Origin of the sequence: Methylorubrum thiocyanatum, assembly GCA_014138645.1 — a bacterium.
Classification (GTDB): Bacteria; Pseudomonadota; Alphaproteobacteria; order Rhizobiales; family Beijerinckiaceae; genus Methylobacterium; species Methylobacterium thiocyanatum.
On sequence record JACJIB010000002.1, the window covers coordinates 632590 to 652538 of the forward strand.

The following is a 19949-nucleotide window of genomic DNA, read 5'->3' on the forward strand; positions in this document are numbered from 1 at the left end:
AACAGGAACATAGGCCGCTGGTGAAGCTGGCGCGCATCCGCTCACGGGCCCTGTCCACAGCCTTGGGACGAACCATGAGAACCGCCGACAAGCAGATCGCCGACATCCTCGTGCGCTACGGTGAGCCCTTCGCGGGCAATGTCTGGCGCGTGCAGGGCACCGCCGTCATCTACCACAAGACGCTGGAGCGGATTGCCGCCCACACGAAGATCCGCTTCGACTCGCCGACCCTGCTGCGCAGCGAGCGCGACGAGGCGGTGATTCTCGTCACCGGCCGCATGCCGGGCGAGAAGGCCGGCGAGGAGCGGATCGAGTGGTCGATCGGCGAGGCGCTGGTGAACGTGAACTACCGCGTCTCCGGGCGTCAGGCGGCCTACGTCTATGCCATGGCCGAGAAGCGGGCGAAGGACCGGGTGATCCTCAAGCTGATTGAGCTGCACGGTCTCGTCTATTCGGAGGAGGAGGCGGACGAGTTCCGCCAGAACCAGCCCATGGCGATCCGTGCCGTGGACGAGGATTTCGACGCCTCGCCCGCTTTCGACGAGGTGACCGAGCAGGAGGCCGACCTCAAGCGCCTGATCGATGAGGCGGAATCGATCAACGCGGTCACCGATCTGATGCTCGATGAGCGCACGCAAGGCATCCTCAACGCCATGCCGCACGGCACCCGCGAGGAGGTGCGCGATTACGCCAAGGCGCGCCTGCGGGCGCTTGGCTGGCCGCCGGCCAAGAAGGCCGGCCGCGGCAGCCGCGCCGCGTAACGGGATCCGGAAGGGCGAGCCCTTCGGCGGGGTCTCGGGGCAGAGCGCCGGCGCTCACCAGGGCTCTGCTCTGGACCCGCGAAAGGACTTGTCCTTTCGAAACCATGATGGGGTGAGCCTATGAACGCGCCGGTGCGGCCACCCGACCTCGACGTGTTGGCGGGCTCGGTCGAGCGCGTCACTTTCCACAGCGCCGAGACGGGATTCTGCGTCCTGAAGGTCCATGCCCGCGGCCGGCGCGATCTCGTGCCGGTGGTGGGCCATGCGCCGGCCATTGCCGCGGGCGAGTGGCTGACGGCGGCGGGCCGCTGGACCACGGATCGCGAGCACGGCCTCCAGTTCCGCGCCGAGACGCTCCAGGTCACACCGCCGACCGGCATCGAGGGGATCGAACGTTATCTCGCCTCGGGGCAGATGCGCGGCATCGGCCCGATGATGGCCAAGCGCATCGTCGCCGCCTTCGGCGAAGCGGTGTTCGAGATCATCGAGGCCGAGCCCGCCCGCCTCACCGAGGTCGAGGGCATCGGCCGCAAGCGCGCCGCCCGCATCGTCAAGGGCTGGGCCGAGCAGAAGGCGGTGCGGGAGATCATGATCTTCCTGCACGCCCACGGCGTCGGCACCGCGCGAGCGACCCGCATCTTCCACACCTATGGTGGGGATTCGCTGAAGGTCATGGCGGAGGATCCGTACCGCCTCGCCCGCGACATCCGCGGCATCGGCTTCCGCACGGCGGATTCCATCGCGCTGCGCCTCGGCCTCGCCCGCGACGCGCCGCAGCGGCTCGCCGCGGGCGTATCCTACGCCCTCCAGAAGGCGATGGACGAGGGCCATTGCGGGTTGCCCGTCGAGAGGCTGGTGCGGCTCGCCGCCGATCTCCTCGAAGTGGCGCCCGACCTCGTCCGGGTTGCGGCCGCGCTCGTCCTGCGCGAGGGCCGCGAGGTCGTTGCCGATACCCTGCGCGGGGAGCCCTGCCTGTTCCTGAAGGGACTGCACGGCGCCGAGCGCGCCATCGCCATGCGGATGGCCGAGCGGGCGACGGGAGCGCCGCCCTGGCCGGAGATCGACTTCGCCCTCGCTCGCCCCTGGGTCGAGGCGAAGACCGGCAAGACGCTCTCGGCCTCGCAGGCCGAGGCGGTCGGGCTCGTGCTGCGCTCGAAGCTCTGCGTGCTCACCGGCGGGCCCGGCGTCGGAAAGACCTCCACCCTCGACGCAATCCTGCGCATTCTCACGGCCAAGGGCGTGCGCGTGCTGCTCGCCGCCCCCACCGGACGCGCCGCCAAGCGCATGGCCGAGCAGACCGGGCTGGAGGCCCGCACCCTCCACCGCCTGCTGGAGGTCGACCCGCGCAACGGCGGCTTTCAGCGCGGGGAGGACAACCCGCTCGACTGCGATCTCCTCGTCATCGACGAGACCTCGATGGTCGACGTGCCGCTGATGCATGCCGTGCTCAAGGCGGTGCCGGAGAGGGCCGGCCTGATCCTCGTCGGCGACGTCGATCAGCTGCCCTCCGTCGGCCCCGGGCAGGTGCTCGCCGACCTGATCGCGTCCGGCCGCGTTCCTGTGGCCCGCCTGACCGAGATCTTCCGCCAGGCGGCGCAGAGCCGGATCGTCGTCAATGCCCACAGCATCAACACCGGCCGCATGCCGGTCACGGCGCCGAAGGGGGAGGAGAGCGACTTCTACCTCGTGGAGATCGAGGATGCCGAGGCGGGCGTGGAGACGCTGATCGACCTCGTGACCCGCCGCATCCCGCGCCGCTTCGGCCTCGATCCGGCCCGCGACATCCAAGTGCTGACGCCGATGATCCGCGGCTCGCTCGGCAGCCGCAACCTCAACCACGCCCTCCAGCGCGTGTTGAATCCCTCCCCCCCGGCGCAGGTGGAGCGCTTCGGCTGGCGCTTCGCCCCCGGCGACCGGGTGATGGAGACCCGCAACGACTACGACCGCGACGTGTTCAACGGCGATCTCGGCACGGTGAGCGCCATCGACGCGGAGGAGGAGGCGCTCGTGGTCGATTTCGACGGTCGGCCGGTGATCTACCCGTTCGGCGAACTCGACACGCTGGTGCCGGCCTTCGCTACGACGATTCACAAGGCGCAGGGGTCGGAATACCCGGCCGTGGTGATTCCGGTGGTCACGCAGCACCGCACGATGCTCGCGCGCAACCTCCTCTATACCGGCGTGACCCGCGGGCGCCGCCTCGTCGTGCTCGTGGGTCAACGCCGGGCGGTCGGCTTGGCGATCCGCGAGGGCGCGGCGCGGCGGCGCTGGACCAAGCTGCGGGAATGGCTCGAGACCGCCTGAGCCGCGGGCCACCGTTGCGTTTTGCCCTCGCCCCGGCCCCGCCGCATCGTGTAGGCAGCGGGCGAAGGGGCGGCTTGCCGAGGCGCCCCGCCCATCGCGAGAACGGCGGCCCGCTATTTCTGACCCCGACGACACGCAGCCGGTGCGGCAGGTCTTCTACCTGCCGGGTTTCGATCCGCGCGAGCCCGAGACCTATTGGGGCCTGTTCCGCCGCGAGAGCCGCATCACGGCGGAGCGGCGCGGCATGGCCCTCACGGTCGGCGAAGCGGTCCGTTCCGCCGACGGGATCAGCCTCGATTGGGACGTCGCAAGCGAAGTCGCCGGCGTCGAGACGCGGGTACGCTACAGCCTCCTGCGCTGGGACGACATCGTCCGCGACCGCTTCCCCCGCTCGAATCTGCGCCGGCTGACGAGCCTGCCGGGCTTGTGGTGGCGGCTCTGGCGCTCCGGCTATCTGCGGACGTTCCGGCGCGAGGCGCGGCGCTTCCACCGGGTCATCGTCAGCGTGCACCAGTTCTATTGGCTCTTCGTCCTGCTGAGCCTCGGCCTCGCCGTCGCGGCGGTGACGCTGACGCCGCTCGCAGCATTGCCATGGTTCGCCGACGCGATCCTCGTCCCGGTCCTCGCCTACGCGATCCTGAGCCTCATCACGCACCTGACGCGGGGGAAGCCGCTCTACGTCGCCCATCTCGTCGACGACACCGCCTTCACCCACGACCATGCCTCCGGCCGCGAGACCGCCATGCGCGAGCGGCTCGGCCCTTGGGCGGAGCGCATCCGCGCGGCGGAGGGGCGGGCAAACGAAATCGTAGTGATCGGCCATTCGTCGTCGAGTTTCCTCGCCTTCGAGTGCCTCGACCGCATTCTGAAGGCCGATCCCGGCTTCGGCCGGCGGGGGACGCCGGTGACCCTCGTGACCATCGGCAGCGTCATCCCCTGGATCACCCTCGACCCGCTGGCAAAGGAGACGCGCGGCTCGCTCGATCGGGTCGGGCGGAACACCGCGATCGGATGGCTCGACATCCGCGCCAATTGGGACTGGCTCTCGATCCATCTGCGCGATCCTGTCAGCGCCTCGGGCTTGCCGGCGCCGCCCTCAGGCCGCTTTGCGGTGATGCGGGTCGATATCGAGGATCTGATCGAGCCCGATCTCGTGGCGCGGCGGCGCTGGAACCTGTTCCGCATGCACTTCCAGCTTCTGATGTCGAGCCGCGACCGGGACGCGTTCGATTACGTTGCCTTCGTCGCCGGGCCCGAGCCGGTCCACGCGGCGGTGGAACGCTGCCGCACGCACCGCCTTGCACCGGCCGGCGAGGAGCTGGGCTGAGGGAAACACGGGATCGAATGGTGCACAATCGGATGGCGGGAGCGTGCGCCCTTTGCAGCCGCGGCTGATCCGCACTAGAGCGATGCACAAAGTCGGTTCGCGTCGCAGCGAGTGCACACGGCTCTCCGTCGGACGGCTCCGCTGGGGCCGGAACGACCTGCGGCAATGGTTTGGGACAGGGCCTTCGGATGTTTCGCAACGATGTTCCGATCACACCCGAGCTGGTGCGCCAGCACGGCCTGACACCTGACGAGTACGAGCGCTTCCGCGCCCTCGTCGGCCGCGAACCGACCTTGACCGAACTCGGCATCGTCTCGGCGATGTGGAACGAGCACTGCTCCTACAAGTCCTCGCGCAAGCACCTGCGCGGCCTGCCGACCTCGGCGCCGTGGGTGATCCAGGGACCGGGCGAGAATGCCGGCGTGATCGACATCGGCGACGGGCTGGCCTGCGTCTTCAAGATGGAGAGCCACAACCACCCGAGCTTCATCGAGCCCTATCAGGGCGCCGCGACCGGCGTCGGCGGCATCTTGCGCGACGTGTTCACCATGGGCGCACGCCCGATCGCGGCGCTCAATGCCCTGCGCTTCGGCTCGCCGGACCATCCCCGCACCCGTCATCTCGTTTCCGGCGTCGTCGCGGGCGTGGGCGGCTACGGCAATTCCTTCGGCGTGCCGACGGTCGGCGGTCTCGTCGGCTTCCACCGGCGCTACGACGGCAACATCCTCGTCAACGCCATGGCGGTGGGCCTCGCACGGACCGATGCGATCTTTTACGCGGCGGCGACCGGCGTCGGGAATCCGATCGTCTATCTCGGCTCGAAGACCGGCCGCGACGGCATCCACGGCGCGACGATGGCCTCGGCCGAGTTCGACGATGCCAGCGAGTCGAAGCGCCCGACCGTGCAGGTCGGCGACCCCTTCGCCGAGAAGCTGCTGCTGGAGGCCTGCCTCGAGCTGATGGCCTCGGGCGCCGTCATCGCGATCCAGGACATGGGCGCGGCGGGTCTCACCTGCTCGGCGGTCGAGATGGGCGCCAAGGGCGATCTCGGCGTCGAGCTGCACCTCGAGAACGTGCCGACCCGCGAAGAGGGCATGACCCCCTACGAGATGATGCTCTCGGAGAGCCAGGAGCGCATGCTCATGGTGCTCAAGCCCGGCATGGAAGCCGAGGCCGAGGCGATCTTCGTGAAATGGGGGCTCGACTTCGCCGTCATCGGCCACACCACGGACACGCTGCGCTTCGTCATCAAGCACAACGGCGAGACCGTCGCGGACCTGCCGATCAAGGAACTCGGCGACGAGGCGCCGCTCTACGACCGGCCGCATATCGCCAACACGCACCAGCCGGTCATCGCCGCCGCGAGCGTCGAGGCCAGCCTGCCGAATGCGGAGGCGCTCAAGCGCCTGATCGGCTCGCCCGAACTCGCCTCGAAGCGCTGGGTCTACGAGCAGTACGACCACTTCATCCTCGGCAACACCGTGCAGAAGCCCGGCGGCGACGCGGCGATCGTGCGGATCGAGGACGGGCCGAAGGGCCTCGCAATCTCCACCGACGTGACGCCGCGCTATTGCGAGGCCGATCCGGTCGAGGGCGGCCGACAGGCGGTGGCGGAAGCATGGCGCAACATCACCGCGGTGGGCGGGCGCCCGCTCGCGATCACCGACAACCTCAATTTCGGCAATCCGGAAAAGCCGGAAGTGATGGGCCAGCTCGTCGGTTGCTTGAAGGGCATCGGCGAGGCCTGCCTCGCCCTCGACTTCCCCGTCGTGTCCGGTAACGTCTCGCTCTACAACGAGACCAACGGCATCGGCATCCTGCCGACCCCGACCATCGGCGGCGTCGGCGTCATGGACGATGTCGAGCGCCACGCGACGATCGCGCTCAAGCGCGAGGGCGACGTGCTGGTGCTGATCGGGCGCACCGAGGGCTGGCTCGGCCAGTCGCTCTACCTCGCCGAGATCGCCGGCCGCGAGGAGGGGGCGCCCCCGCCCGTCGACCTCGCCGTCGAGCGACGCAACGGCGACTTCGTGCGCAGCCTGATCGTCTCCGGCATCGCCGATACCGTGCACGACCTATCCGATGGCGGCCTCGCCGTCGGCCTCGCGGAAATGGCGATCGCCGGGGGAATCGGCGCGGCGCTGCCCGCGGCGCCGGACGGCGTGCCGGCCCATGCTTATCTCTTCGGCGAGGATCAGGGCCGCTACCTGATCTCGGTCCCTGCAGAGGCAGCCGCCGACCTCCTCTACAGCGCCTCGGCGCAGGGGATCGACGCGGCGACCGTCGGCATCGTCGGCGGCGACGCCCTGGTGCTGCCGGGCGAGGAGACCATATCCGTGGCCGAGTTGAAGGCCGCGCACGAGGGCTGGTTCCCCGCCTACATGGCGAGCCAGCCGGCCGCACCTGCGGCGTAACGAGACGAAAACGAGCGGAGAGCCCCCATGCCGATGGATGCGCGCGAGATCGAGTCGATGATCCGCGAGGCGCTGCCCGACGCGCAGGTCGAGATCAAGGATCTCGCCGGCGACGGCGACCACTACGCCGCGACCGTCATCTCCTCCGCTTTCAAGGGCAAGACCCGCGTCGCCCAGCACCAGATGGTCTACGGCGCGCTCCAGGGGCGGATGGGGGGCGTGCTGCACGCCCTTGCACTGACCACGGGCGTCCCGCAGGATTGAGGCAGGCTTGAAATCTGCCCGGCAGACCTGACTTCAGAAGCGATCGAACGAACGAGGACCCGCGATGACCGACGTCAACACCGCCATCAAGACCGAGATCGACTCGCAGGACGTGGTCGTGTTCATGAAGGGCACGCCGCAATTTCCGATGTGCGGCTTTTCCGGTCAGGTGGTTCAGATCCTCAACTACCTCGGCGTGCCGTTCAAGGGCGTGAACGTGCTCGACGACATGGCCGTGCGCGAGGGCATCAAGGCCTATTCCAATTGGCCGACCATTCCGCAGATCTACGTGAAGGGCGAGTTCGTCGGCGGCTGCGACATCGCCCGCGAGATGTTCCAGTCCGGCGAGCTGCAGCAGTTCCTGTCCGAGAAGGGTATCCCGGTGAAGAGCGCCGCCTGACCGGCGGCCCTTTCACGAAACTCTTTCACGATCGCACGGCTTGTCTCCCGGCGGAAACGCCGGGAGACAAGCATGCATGACGTCATCATCGTGGGCGGCGGCCCGGCCGGGCTCAACGCCGCCCTGATCCTTGGCCGGGCGCGGCGCAAGGTCCTGCTCTGCGATGCGGGCGAGCCGCGCAACGCCGCGACCCCACGCACCTGGGGTCTGTTCACCCGCGACGGAACCCCGCCCTTCGATCTGCGGGCGCAGGGCCGGGCCGATCTCGAGCGGTACGAGACCGTCGAATGCCGCGCGGTCTCGGTGACCGAAGCCGCGCGCGAGGGTGATGGCTTCGCGGTCGTCCTCGCCGATGGCCGCCGTGAGCGTTCGCGCCGCCTGATCCTCGCCACCGGCCTTGCGCAGGACATTCCCGAAATCGAAGGCTTCGACACTTATTGGGGCACGGGCGTCCATTCCTGCCCCTATTGCGACGGCTTCGAAGTCCGTGACCGGCCGCTCGTCGTCTACGGTCGTGGGCATGGCGGCAGCGGGCTCGCCCTCGAACTGACCGGCTGGAGCCGTGACGTCACGCTCTGCACCAATGGCGGCGACGACGACCTGTCCGACAAGGATCGCGAACGCCTCGCGCGCAACGGCGTGCGGGTGATCGAGACGGAGATCACCCGGCTCGAAGGCGATGGCAGCCGTCCCACCTGCCTGCGCTTCCGCGATGACGGCAGCACGCCCTGCGCGGCTTTGTTCCTGATGCCGTTTTCCTGCAGCCCCTCCCCGCTCATCGCCCAGCTCGGCTGCGAACTCGACGAGACCCGCAGCGTGGTGCCCACCCGTGAATACGAGAAGACCAACGTGCCCGGCCTCTACGTGGCGGGTGACGCTTCGCGCCGTGTCCAGTTCGCGGTCGTGGCCGCCGCCGAGGGCGCGATGGCCGCCTTCGCCATCAACGCCGAGTTTGTCGCGGAAGCGACGCGGTAGCGCCGCCGCCGGCCGACCGACCGGTCCGACGGAGAAACAGCCGGACCTCTGCGTTGTTCAGGACGCCAGGGGCGAACCGTCCCTGCCCTATCCTGCCTTCCGGAGCCGTGATGACCCCGCCCGTCCATCCCCATACGCCGCGCGTCGCGGTCGCCTGCGGCTGTGCGCTCGGCGAGGAAGTCGTGTGGGATGCCCGCGACGGCTCGCTCCTCTGGGTCGATATCGAGAACCCGGCGATCTGGCGTCACTGGCCCGCGAGCGGCGAGACCGTGCATCTGCCCCTCGACGAGAAGATCGGCTTCGCCGTCCTGACGCCGGATCCCGATCGCGTCGTCGCCGGCTTCAAATCCGGCGTTGCAGCCCTGCGGCTCTCGGACGGGACGCGCGCACCGCTGGTGCGCCCCGACGCTTACCCGGACGGCAACCGGCTCAACAGCGGAAATGCAGGCCCCGACGGATGGCTGTATTTCGGGAGCATGGATGACGGCGAGGAGGTGCCGAGCGGCCGTTACCATCGCTGGGACGGAACGCGGCTCGAAACCTTCGGCGGACGCGCCGCGGTGACCAACGGTCCGGTCGTCAGCCCGGACGGCCGGTGCCTCTACACCATCGACACCGCCAACGGCATCGTGCGGGTTCATGATCTCGACGACGGTCGGATCGGCGAGGCCCGCCCGCTGATCCGCTTCGAGGAGGGATGGGGTAAGCCCGATGGTCTCACCCTCGACGCGGAGGGACACCTTTGGATCTGCCATTACGGCGCCGGCCGCATCACCCGCTTCGCGCCGGACGGGGGCGTGGAATACGTCGTGCCGATGCCGACGCCGCTGGTAACGAAATGCGCCTTCGGCGGGGACGACCTCACGACCCTCTACGTCACGACCTGTCTTCGAGGCCGGGATCCGACAATCGAGCCGATGGCGGGCCATCTTTATCAGGTCGAGACGGACTTTCGCGGCATTCCAGCCAATCTATGGAAATTGTCGCCGAGCTGAGACCGCCGACGACTGCTATTCTCGTGTGCGTCACCGCACCGCAGTAGAGTTCGCGGCGACGCAAAGATGAATGCGCGGTTAAAAGATGCGTGGCCGGCGGAACTTATCCTCGTTACGCTGGTTTTTCACGAACGGTCGAGCTTTCGCTCGTAGACCGCGTGTCCTCGATGAGGACGGGAGCGGGTCATGCCAGTCTTCGATGGGAAGCACCTGACGGAACAGAGTGAAGGCGAGGCTATGCTTGCCATGATCCTTCACCCGACGCCGAAGGCGCGGGCCGCGGCCTGCGAGCGCGGGCGGATGCGCCTGGAGCGGGCGACCATGCTGCCCGAGTTGGCGCATTCGGTGCCCGGCACGACGCTCGCCACCCTGCGGCCCAACAAGATTCAGCCGGTGACCTGAGGGTTCTGCTCGCTCTCTACCAAGCCTGGGGCGTGATGACGCCCTGACGGGTTACGACCACCCATTGCCGGCCTCGACGCTCGATCGCCTCGACCCGGCCGATGCCAGGCACGGCATCGCCCCTCCCGACCTCGACGAGACGACGGCGGCGATCCTCAAGGATCGCGACGCCGTCATAGACGTCGCGCAACGCCCAGCCGTCGAGGGTTTCGCTTTTCGGCTTGTCCGGCAGGCTTCCGGTCTGCGTCGGTTCCGGCAGGCGCGCTTCGGGCTTCGGCTCGGGCTTCGCGGAGACCGCCTGCACCGCCGCTACCGGCTGCGGCTTCTTCTCCAGCTGGGCGATCATGCCCGCGATGCGCTCGCTCTGCTCGCGCTCGCCGCGCGTCACCGTCTCCGACAGGGCCGTCAGCCGCTTGTCGAGCGTCTGCTCCGTGCGTCCGATCCGATCCGCCAGGCTTTGCCCGAGGGCCTTGGTCTCGCTGCGCGCCGCCTCGCTCGCCTCACGCAGGGCCGTCGCCGTGCGGGCCAGACGATCGATCTCCTGCGCGAGCCGGGCGGATTCCGAGCGTCCCGCTGAAAGCTCCGCCCGCATCTGGGCGAGCGCGTCGCCGGAGCGCTCCTGCGGGGCGGCCACGAGGCCGAGGGACAATCCGCCGATCAGCGCGGCGGCGCTCGCCGCAGCGAGACGGCCGTTGGCGCCGAGACGGAACGGCTTGCGGGGACCTGCCGTCGCCTCCGCCTTCGCACCGGTGACGGCCTGTCTCAGCAGATCCTCCGGTGAGATCTTTTCGGCCGGTTGCTTCGCCGCGCCCTTGCCCGCTTCGACTGTCTCCGACATGGCACAGGTTTCCCGCTGACGAGGTTTTCAGACCTCGAACGATGAATTTCGCGTGCGAAGGATCGAGAAGCGGCCCGCTTCGACCCGTCACCGCCTTCCGCTCGACACGGCTCCCGAACAACAGCGTCGCCCGACATGGGCCGGGACGAGGCGTTCATTGCTTCGACAGCGCGTCCAATGTTCAGGAAATCTGTTAACGATGTTTGTTTACCGAAAGGTTACCGGGGCGAATGCGCTCCCGCCGCGCGTCAGGATGCACTGACGCTAACTGGATTGCCCGGCTGCGCCCGCCCGGCAAGGCCGCTTTCAGAAGACGCCGCCGAGGACTCGGCCCCGGGTGCTGCATGGCGCAGACAATGACATCGTCCGTCGGCATGCCCACCGCCGCATCCCGAGGGATGATGCGCCGTGCCTCGATGCAGTCCGGCGCCACCGGTCGCGCGGTGCGGCATCTCGGCCGTGTTTGATCTTTCTCGCGTATCGGTGGTTTGCCCGTCGTACCGGCCTCGCTTCACCCAGCCGGTCTCGAGATCCGGAAGCTGGGCGTGATGTGGGAGCAACGATGACGCGCCATCGGTGAGGTCGAGAGAGACACGGAGGAACTTGATCGACCGAGTGACGTTTCCGCCTCTTGCACGAAAGTTCGTCAGTAGAAGTCGCAACAAACTTTGTTGTCGGCTCGCTTTCGACCATCAAAAACCATCCATGTTTGGGGAATTAGTTTCGAGCGGCTTCTGAATCTCGGCCTCTTTGCTTGCTTATCGGGGCGGTATCGGTCACTCTCGCCCTGGAACAATATGAAAGTGGGCGGGCGAAAGGCGTCTCTCGCGGGATGGTGCAGATCTTTCACCCGGGAGCGGACACCGTTGCCCGTGTCGTCCTCGCGTCGATCGGCGCCGCGCCGGTTCTGGCGATGGGCCTCGCCTACACGCTGTGGCGCTCGCCCTACGTGACGGCGCAGGACGTGACCCGCGAGCAGCCCGTGCCGTTCAGTCACGAGCATCATGTCGGCGGACTGGGGATCGATTGCCGCTACTGCCACACCTCGGTGGAGAAGGCGGCCTTTGCCGGCATCCCGCCCACGGAAACCTGCATGAGTTGCCACTCGCAGGAATGGACCAACGCCCCGATGCTCGCGCCCGTGCGCCAGAGTCTCGCCGAGGGGCGTCCGCTGCACTGGAACCGCGTCCACAATCTGCCGGCCTATGTTTACTTCAACCACTCGGTCCACGTGGCCAAGGGCGTCGGCTGCTCGACCTGCCACGGCGAGGTCCAGACCATGAAGCTGATGCGGCAGGCGGCGCCGCTCACCATGGGCTGGTGCCTCGACTGCCATCGCGACCCGGCACCGAACCTCCGCCCGCACGAGGCGGTGTTCGACATGACGTGGAAGCCGCCGGCCGATCAGGCCGCCATCGGTGCCCGCTTCATCGAGGAGCGCCACATCAAATCGCCCGAGCGGCTGAGCGAGTGCTCGATATGTCACCGCTGATCCCGCCTTCCCGCCGCGAGGCGCTTCGGCTGCTCGGTGCCGGCATCACGCTCGCTGCCGGCGGCTGCTCCCGGCCGGTCGAGGAGATCGTGCCCTATGTCCGCGCCCCCGAGCAGCTTCTGCCCGGCGTTCCGGCGCGCTACGCGACGGCGCTGTCGCTGAGCGGCTGGGCCCGCGGCGTGCACGCCATCGCGGTGGACGGGCGGCCGATCAAGATCGAGGGCAATCCGCTGCATCCCGGCAGCCTCGGCGCGACCGACCTGTTCGCGGAAGCCGCGATCCTCGACCTCTACGATCCCGACCGCTCGCGGACGGTGACCGAGCGGGTCAACGGCATCGCCTCCTGGGACATGTTCGAGCGGGCCCTGAGCGGGCCGTTCGCGACCGTCCAGCGCGTGCGGGGGCGCGGCCTCCATCTCGTCACCGGCCGCATCACCTCGCCGACGCTGGCACGCCAGATCGAGGGGCTGCTGCGCGCCCTGCCGGAGGCCACCTGGCACGTGCACGAGCCCGTCAATGACGGGAATGCCGAGCACGGCGCCGAACTCGCCTTCGGCCGTCCGTTGCGCGCGCTTCCTCGCCTCGACCGGGCGGAGGTGATCCTGTGCGTCGGCGCCGATCCGCTCGGGCCGGGGCCGGACCAGATCCGGCTCTCCCGCGCCTTCATCGACCGCCGTCGCGATCCGGCCCGGTTCGGCCGCCTCTACGTGGCGGAGGCCGCGCTGACGCCGACCGGCGTCAAGGCCGATGCACGGCGTGCCGTGCATCCGCTCGACCAGCCGGCGATCCTGGCCGTGATCGCCAACGCTCTGGGAGCCGGTTTGGCCCCGCCCGACCTGTCGGACGAGGCCCGGCGCTTCGCTCTCGCGGCCGCCGACGATCTCAAGGCGCAGGAGGGCCGCGCGCTTGTCCTGGCGGGACCCGCGCTCGCGCCGGAATGGCACGCGCTCGCCCACTGGATCAACGCGCGGCTGCGGGCGCCGGTCGACTTCATCGCGCCGCCCGACCGGATCGAGGGGCGCATGCCGGCGACGCTCGCCGATCTCGCCGGCGCCCTGGACCGTGGGTCGGTGACCTGCCTCGCGATCCTCGGTTCCGATCCCGTCGCGACAGCACCCGCCGATCTCGACCTCGGCGCGCGCATCGAGCGCGCCCGCTTCAGCGTCCATGCCGGCCTGCATGGGGACGAGACCGCGGGAAAGACCCACTGGCACCTTCCGCTCACGCACGAGCTGGAGAGCTGGTCGGACCTGCGCGCCACCGACGGCACCGCCAGCCTCGTCCAGCCGCTGCTGCGCCCGCTCTACGACGGGCGTTCGCTCCACGAGATCCTGCCACTGTTTGCCGGCCGCCCGGCGACCGCCGGCCATACCCTCGTCCGAGAGACGTGGAAGGATCAGGGCGGCGCCGATTTCGAGGGCTGGTGGCGCCGCTGCCTGCATGATGGCCTCATCGAGGGGACGGCGGCGCCGATCCTCGATCCGGGCGAGCCGCGCCTGCCTGCCCTGCCGACGCTGCGCCGCGGCGAGGGCTTCGCCGTCGAGCTGCGGCCGGACCCCTGCCTCTGGGACGGGCGCTTCGCCAACAATGCGTGGCTTCAGGAATGCCCGAAGCCGATCTCGAAACAGGTCTGGGGCAATGCCCTGGCTCTGTCGCGCAACGAGGCCGGGCGCCGCGGGCTGGAGGCCGGCGATGTCGTCCAGACGGCCGTCGGGGGCCGCTCCGTCGAGGTGCCCGTCGTCATCGAATCCGGCGTGGCCGAGGGCGTCGGCGTTCTGACGCTGGGCTACGGCCGCGAGCGGGCCGGCGCGATCGGTAACGGCATTGGCGCCGACGGCTACAAATTGGCGACGCAGGCGGAACCGCGGCTCCTGACGAACGTCGCACTGACGAAGACCGGCCGGACCGAGACGATCCTGCGCACGCAGAACTACGTCGAGATCGAAGGCGAGACCAAGACGCTGTTCCGGCAGATCGACCTCGCCGCGCTGAGCGAGGCCGAGCCGAAGGGGATCGGCGCGGATCAGCCGAGCCTGCTCGCCCCCTGGACCGGCGACAAGGACGGCCATGCCTGGGCCATGGTGATCGACACCGATGCCTGCATCGGCTGCAATGCCTGCGTCGTCGCCTGCCAATCCGAGAACAACGTCCCCGTAGTAGGTCCCGAGGAGATCGCCCGGGGCCGGATGATGCACTGGCTGCGCGTCGACATCTACGACGAGGGCAGCCCGGAGGCGCCGCGGGCCGGGTTCCAGCCGGTGCCCTGCATGCATTGCGAGCACGCGCCCTGCGAGCCGGTCTGCCCCGTCGCGGCCTCGATCCATGACGGCGAGGGCCTGAACCTTCAGGTCTACAACCGCTGCGTCGGCACCCGCTTCTGCGAGGCGAACTGCCCCTACAAGGTCCGCCGCTTCAACTTCTTCGGCTACGCCGACGGCCAGCCCTACGCCAATCTCGGCGCCGAGTCGGTCAAGGCGCAGCGCAACCCCAACGTCACGGTGCGCGCCCGCGGCGTGATGGAGAAGTGCACCTACTGCATCCAGCGCATCGCCACCGAGCGGCAGGCCGCTGAGCGCGACGGGCGGCCGATGGGCGAAGTCGTCACCGCCTGCCAATCCGCCTGCCCCACGCGGGCGATCCGTTTCGGCGATCTCGCCGAGCCGGGCAGCCCCATTGCCGAGCTGCGCAAGGATCCGCGCCACTACGCGCTGATGGAGGAGCTGAACACGCGCCCGCGCACCACCTACCTCGCCAATCTCCGGTCGCCGAACCCCGCGCTGAAGGAGGACCACGCGTGAGTGGGACGGCCCAGCCGCACCGGTGGATCGACCGCGAACGCCTCGGCTATGCCGAGATCTGCGCCGCCGTGGCCGATCCGATCCAGAAGCGTGGGCCGGGCCGTGCCTGGGCCATCGCCTTCCTCGGTGCGCTGCCCTTCGTGCTGGCGACGCTCGCGGCGATCGGTGCCGTGCTCACCCTCGGCATCGGCCTCTCGGGGGTGAACACCACGGTGGTGTGGGGTTTCTCGATCGCCAACTACGTCTGGTGGATCGGCATCGGCAATGCCGGCACGCTGATCTCCTCGATGCTGCTGCTGACGCGCCAGCACTGGCGCGCCTCGATCAACCGCTTCGCCGAGGCGATGACGCTGTTCGCCGCGGCGATCGCGGGCATCTTCCCGATCATCCATCTCGGGCGGCCGCTCTACGCCTACTGGCTCGCGCCCTACCCCAACACTATGGACCTCTGGCCGCAATGGCGCTCGGCGCTGGTCTGGGATTTCTGGGCGATCCTGAGCTACCTGCTGTTCTCGCTGATCTTCTGGTTCACCGGTCTGCTGCCCGACCTCGCGACCATGCGCGACCGGGCCGAAACGCGGATCGGGCGGCGCTTTTACGGCGCGCTGGCGCTCGGCTGGCGCGGTTCGGCCCGGCACTGGGCGCTCTACGAGTCGTTTCACAAGGCGATGGCGGCGCTCGCCGTGCCGCTGGTGTGCTCGGTCCATTCCATCGTCGGCCTCGACTTTGCCGCGAGCCTGATGCCGGGTTGGCAGGAATCGATCTTCCCGCCCTACTTCGTCGTCGGCGCCATGTATTCGGGCTTCGCCATGGTGGTGGTGCTGGCCATCACCATCCGCTGGGGCCTGAACCTCCAGGCTTTGATCACCCCGGCCCATTTCGATGCCATGGCGAAGGTGATGCTGTTCGCTTCGATCGTCATGACCTTCTCCTACGCCACGGAGTGGTTCATGGGCTGGTACGGCGGCGATCACGCCGACCGCTCGGTGATCGCTTACTTCTTCACCGGCGATTATCGCTGGCTCTATTACAGCCTGTTGTTCTGCAACTGCCTCGTGCCCCAGGCGCTGTGGTTCGCCCGCGTCCGGCTCAACCTGTGGGCGCTCGCGCTCATCGCGGTCGTGATCAATCTCGGGATGTGGCTCGAGCGCATCCTGATCGTCTGGAACACGCTCTCGCACGGTCACGCCGTCAGCCTGTGGCGGACCTACCATGTCAGCTTCTACGACGTGGTGATCCTCATCGCACCGCTCGGGCTCTTCGCCTTCGGCTTTCTCGTTCTGGCCCGCATCTTTCCGATCGTCTCGATCCACGAAGTCAGCCAGATCGCCCATGACGAGGGCGCCGCTGCGGCCGGGGTGCCGAAGGGAGGGGTGGCATGAGCGCGCCGCTTCTCGCCGAGTTCGCGACCCCGGAGGCGCTGGTGCGGGCGATGCGCCTGGCTCAGGCCGACGGCCACCGCGCGCTCGACGCCTTCACGCCCTTCCCCGTGCCCGATCTCACGGACGCCTTCGCACCGTCGCGCAACCCGGTGCGGCCGATCATGGCGATGGCCGGTTTTGGGGCGGCCGCCGCGATGTATGCCCTGCAATGGTATTCGTCGGTGATCGCCTATCCGCTCAACTCCGGCGGACGGCCGCTGCATTCCTGGCCGGTCTTCCTGCTCGTGCCGTTCGAGTTCGGGGTGCTGGCGGCGGCAATCGCCGGTCTCGTGGCGATGTTCTGGGCCTGCGGCCTGCCACGCCTGCATCATCCGCTCTTCGCGATCCCGCAATTCGAGCGGGCGAGCCAGGACCGCTTCCTCCTCCTCGTCGCAGCGAAGGATGCGGATGCGACGGCTTTGCGCGAGAGTCTGGAACGGGCCGGCGCGCTGCTCGTGGCGGAGATGCATGCATGAGGCGCCTCCTCCTCCCCTTCCTCCCGATCCTCGTCGGTCTCGGGGCCTGCGAGGACCAGTCGATGAGCCGGCAGGCGCGCTACGAGGTCTACGGCAAGGCGCCGCTCTTCCCCGACCGCGCCGAGGCGCGCCGGCCGCCCGAGGGCACCGTCGAAATCGGAGCGCTCGCCCGCGCGGCATCCCTGCGCGATCCGCCGCCGGTGGATGCCGCGCTGCTGGAACGCGGACGCCAGCGCTACGAGGCCATCTGCACCCCCTGCCACGGCTATACCGGCCACGGCGACGGCATGGTGGTGCAGCGGGGCTTTCCCGCACCGCCCTCCTACCACGAGGACCGCCTGCGGGCGGCGCCCGCCGCCTATTTCGTCGACGTCATCACACGGGGCTACGGTGTGATGTACGCCTACGCCAACCGGGTCGAGCCGCGCGACCGCTGGGCGATCGCCGCCTATATCCGCGCGCTGCAGCTCTCACAGGGTGCCCGCGTGGCCGAGATGCCCGAACTCGCGGAGAAGCTGCCGTGAGCGATGCCCTGTTCCGCGGCTGGCTGCTCGCCTGGATCGTGTGGAGTGCGGTGCCGGTCGGCGCGCTCGTCCTCACCCTGATCCATGCCGTCACCGGCGGACGCTGGGGCGAGGTGCTGGCGCCCGCCTTGCGGCCGGCGATCACCCTGGTTCCCCTCGTCGCCCTCACCTTCCTCGGCGTCGTGCCCGGGCTCGAGGCCGCCTTCCCCTGGGCCGCGGGCACGGGCGCTCAACCCGACGTGCTGCGATACTACCTCGACCCGGCGCTGTTCGGCGCGCGCGCCGCCGTCACTCTGGTAGGCTGGTCGGTGCTCGCATTCCTGTGCCTGACCGGACGGTGCGGCAAGCTCGCCGCCGGCCTCGGCCTCTCCTTCTACGGCCTGACCATCAGCCTCGTGGCCGTGGACTGGATCCTCTCGGTCGAGCCCGGCTTCAATTCCTCCGCCTTCCCCGCGGACGTCGCGCTCCACCAGATCCTCGCCGCGCTGGCCTTCGCCGCCCTGGCGAGCCCGCCGAGCCTCGATGCGCGCGGGGCCTCCGACCTCGCGGGGCTGATGCTCGCGGCCCTTCTCGGCGTGATCTACCTCGAACTGATGTCCTACATCGTCGCGTGGTACGGCGACCTTCCGCCGAAGGCGGCATGGTATCTGAAGCGGGGCGAAAGCCCCTGGAGCGCCGTCCTCGTCGCCAGCCTCGTCATCGGCGGCGTGCTGCCCTTCTTCGCCTTGCTGTTCGCCACGGTTCGAAAAAGCCCTGCCCTGCTGCGCGGCGTCGGCCTGCTCGTGCTCGTCGGCATCGCCGGGCACTTCGCATGGCTCGTCCTGCCCGCCTACGGTGCCGGGGCGGGCCCGGCCGCCATGGCGGCGCTGTTCCTCCTCGCCGGTCTGACGCTGCTTTCTTCGCTCGCCGGCCGGATCCTCGCTCGCCGCACGCGGAGGCTCCGTCATGTCTGACGCCGCCCGCGGCCAGCGCCATTCGCCGGTCTACGACGATGCCGTCGGCCACGCTCCGCCCGGCACCGAAGCGCCGGATGTCCGGCTGAAGCCCCTGTTGCTGACCGGGCTGTTCATCGTCGTCTTCACCGCCGTGACCATCGGGGGCCTGCGCTTCTACTACAACCGCCAGGATCTCGGGCCTCTCGTCCAGGCCGCGCGCACCTTCCCGTCACCCCGGCTGCAACAGAACCCCGAGGCGGACCTCGCGGCGATGCTGCAGGAGCAGCGCGCGAAGCTGGACGGGTACGCCTGGATCGACCGCGACAAGGGGATCGCCCGTCTGCCCATCAGCGAGGCGATGCGGCGTCTCGCCGAGCGGGGCAACGCCGCCTACGCAGCGCCGGTCCAGCCGGAGCGGACGCCGACGCTCGGAAGCCGCGGCGGCGCGTCGAGCGCCGTGCTCTCGCCCGGAGCCGGGCCGGGCGCTGTCAACACGCCCGCCACGATCGAGCCGGGGAAAGGGTTGCCCTGATGCTCGATGCCCTCATCCCCGCCTTCCTGCGACCGGAATCCGCCTCGGTTCAGGCGGCGAAGGTCGATGCGATCTTCATCGGGCTGCTGCTGATTTCCTCGGCCATCGTCCTGCTGGTGGTCGGGTTGGTGGTCACCTTCGCGATCCGGTTCCGCCGGGGCTCGTCGGCCAAGCGCGGCGAGATGCCGAGCCTCGTCTCGCGCGAGTTCGAGATCGGCTGGACGGCGGCGACGCTGTTCATCTTCCTTTTCATCTTCTGGTGGGCGGCCTCGATCGAGATCGGCGCCTTCTCGGCCCCGAAGGACGCCATCGAGATCCACGTCGTCGGCAAGCAGTGGATGTGGAAGACGCAAGGACCGAGCGGCACGCGCGAGATCAACGAGCTGCACGTTCCCGTCGGTGCCCCGGTGCGCCTGCTCCTGACCTCGCAGGACGTGATCCACTCGTTCTACGTCCCGGCCTTCCGCCTGAAGCGCGACGCCCTGCCCTATCAGCAGACCGAAACGTGGTTCCAGGCGACCAAGACCGGGACCTACCACCTGCTCTGCACCGAATATTGCGGCACCGACCATTCGCGCATGCTCGGCCGGGTGATCGTGATGGAGCCGCAGGACTACGCGCAGTGGCTCACCAAGCAGCCGGAGCGGGACGGGCTCGCCGAACTCGGCGAGCGGCTATTCTCCGAGCGCGGCTGCTCCGGATGCCATAATGCGGGCTCGAAGGTGCACGCGCCTTCGCTCGCGGGCATCTGGGGCCAGTCGGTGCCGCTGGAGGGCGGGCGCACGGCCACCGTCGACGAGGCCTACATCCGCGACTCGATCCTCCAGCCGCAGCGCGACGTGGTGGCCGGCTACGAACCGATCATGCCGAGCTACGAGGGCAAGCTCTCCGACGGCGAGATCCAGGCGCTGACCGCCTATATCCGCCACGGCACCGACCGGTTCGACCTGATCGGCTCGCTCAACCTCGCGCCCGCGCAGAACATCTGCGCACCCGGCGAGACGACGCAGGAGAGTGCGCCGAACCAATCCCTGCGCAGCCCCGCCATGGTGCCCGGCGCGCCCGCCTCGGGAGACACGCCGCCATGACGC

The 19949-nt window shown here is 69.1% G+C and carries 18 protein-coding genes; 17 read left to right on the top strand and 1 reads right to left on the bottom strand.

The annotated features are described in order from the left end of the window. Positions 1-74: 74 nt before the first annotated feature. The 9 genes from HNR51_RS06755 (at position 75) to HNR51_RS06795 (ending at position 9842) form a co-directional block, all read left to right on the top strand. Positions 75-761: a trna delta -isopentenylpyrophosphate transferase gene (locus HNR51_RS06755; protein ID WP_182554401.1), complete on the top strand. Its 687-nt coding sequence runs from the start codon at positions 75-77 to the stop codon at positions 759-761. Positions 762-881: 120 nt separating this feature from the next. Further along, positions 882-3065: an SF1B family DNA helicase RecD2 gene (gene recD2 / locus HNR51_RS06760; protein ID WP_182554402.1), complete on the top strand. Its 2184-nt coding sequence runs from the start codon at positions 882-884 to the stop codon at positions 3063-3065. Between the two features lie 142 nt (positions 3066-3207). Continuing rightward, positions 3208-4392: a hydrolase gene (locus HNR51_RS06765; RefSeq protein ID WP_182554403.1), complete on the top strand. Its 1185-nt coding sequence runs from the start codon at positions 3208-3210 to the stop codon at positions 4390-4392. A gap of 188 nt (positions 4393-4580) precedes the next feature. Then, the gene (gene purL, locus HNR51_RS06770) at positions 4581-6806 is read left to right on the top strand and encodes a phosphoribosylformylglycinamidine synthase subunit PurL (RefSeq protein WP_182554404.1); all 2226 of its coding nucleotides are present in this window, start codon (positions 4581-4583) and stop codon (positions 6804-6806) included. A 27-nt stretch (positions 6807-6833) separates the two neighbouring features. After that, positions 6834-7070, top strand: a complete 237-nt coding sequence (locus HNR51_RS06775; protein WP_012451972.1) for a BolA family protein — start codon at positions 6834-6836, stop codon at positions 7068-7070. Between the two features lie 64 nt (positions 7071-7134). Next, entirely contained in the window at positions 7135-7470 is a 336-nt protein-coding gene (gene grxD, locus HNR51_RS06780; RefSeq protein WP_012451973.1) for a Grx4 family monothiol glutaredoxin, read from the top strand. 72 nt (positions 7471-7542) lie between these two features. Beyond that, complete coding sequence (locus HNR51_RS06785; protein WP_182554405.1) at positions 7543-8445, top strand: NAD(P)/FAD-dependent oxidoreductase; 903 nt, start codon at positions 7543-7545, stop codon at positions 8443-8445. Positions 8446-8555: 110 nt separating this feature from the next. Then, positions 8556-9440: an SMP-30/gluconolactonase/LRE family protein gene (locus tag HNR51_RS06790; RefSeq protein WP_182554406.1), complete on the top strand. Its 885-nt coding sequence runs from the start codon at positions 8556-8558 to the stop codon at positions 9438-9440. A gap of 246 nt (positions 9441-9686) precedes the next feature. Then, positions 9687-9842 carry a hypothetical protein gene (locus HNR51_RS06795; protein WP_239681531.1) on the top strand — a complete coding sequence of 52 codons (156 nt, stop codon included), beginning with the start codon at positions 9687-9689 and terminating at the stop codon, positions 9840-9842. 16 nt (positions 9843-9858) lie between these two features. Here the strand turns inward: HNR51_RS06795 and HNR51_RS06800 are convergent, their stop codons facing one another. Next, complete coding sequence (locus HNR51_RS06800; RefSeq protein ID WP_182554408.1) at positions 9859-10680, bottom strand: hypothetical protein; 822 nt, start codon at positions 10678-10680, stop codon at positions 9859-9861. An 832-nt stretch (positions 10681-11512) separates the two neighbouring features. Here HNR51_RS06800 and HNR51_RS06805 point away from each other — a divergent pair. The 8 genes from HNR51_RS06805 to coxB are packed head-to-tail and all read left to right on the top strand — an operon-like array spanning position 11513 to position 19946. After that, a complete protein-coding gene (locus tag HNR51_RS06805; protein WP_182554409.1) occupies positions 11513-12172 on the top strand; it encodes a cytochrome c3 family protein in 660 nt (219 codons plus the stop codon). Beyond that, positions 12160-14970 carry a 4Fe-4S dicluster domain-containing protein gene (locus tag HNR51_RS06810; protein ID WP_182554410.1) on the top strand — a complete coding sequence of 937 codons (2811 nt, stop codon included), beginning with the start codon at positions 12160-12162 and terminating at the stop codon, positions 14968-14970. Before HNR51_RS06805 ends, HNR51_RS06810 begins: the two co-directional genes overlap by 13 nt. Continuing rightward, positions 14967-16352 (top strand): NrfD/PsrC family molybdoenzyme membrane anchor subunit, encoded by a 1386-nt coding sequence (gene nrfD, locus HNR51_RS06815; protein ID WP_182554411.1) that lies wholly within the window; start codon positions 14967-14969, stop codon positions 16350-16352. The genes HNR51_RS06810 and nrfD overlap by 4 nt, the downstream gene beginning before the upstream one ends. Next, complete coding sequence (locus tag HNR51_RS06820; protein ID WP_182554412.1) at positions 16349-16867, top strand: DUF3341 domain-containing protein; 519 nt, start codon at positions 16349-16351, stop codon at positions 16865-16867. The genes nrfD and HNR51_RS06820 overlap by 4 nt, the downstream gene beginning before the upstream one ends. Then, positions 16864-17391, top strand: coding sequence for a c-type cytochrome (locus tag HNR51_RS06825; protein ID WP_012451982.1), 528 nt, complete (start codon positions 16864-16866; stop codon positions 17389-17391). Before HNR51_RS06820 ends, HNR51_RS06825 begins: the two co-directional genes overlap by 4 nt. Beyond that, positions 17388-18344 carry a hypothetical protein gene (locus HNR51_RS06830; protein WP_182554413.1) on the top strand — a complete coding sequence of 319 codons (957 nt, stop codon included), beginning with the start codon at positions 17388-17390 and terminating at the stop codon, positions 18342-18344. The genes HNR51_RS06825 and HNR51_RS06830 overlap by 4 nt, the downstream gene beginning before the upstream one ends. After that, positions 18337-18858: a hypothetical protein gene (locus HNR51_RS06835; protein ID WP_182554414.1), complete on the top strand. Its 522-nt coding sequence runs from the start codon at positions 18337-18339 to the stop codon at positions 18856-18858. The genes HNR51_RS06830 and HNR51_RS06835 overlap by 8 nt, the downstream gene beginning before the upstream one ends. Continuing rightward, the gene (gene coxB, locus HNR51_RS06840; protein WP_152279001.1) at positions 18858-19946 is read left to right on the top strand and encodes a cytochrome c oxidase subunit II; all 1089 of its coding nucleotides are present in this window, start codon (positions 18858-18860) and stop codon (positions 19944-19946) included. The genes HNR51_RS06835 and coxB overlap by 1 nt, the downstream gene beginning before the upstream one ends. Positions 19947-19949: the final 3 nt, after the last annotated feature.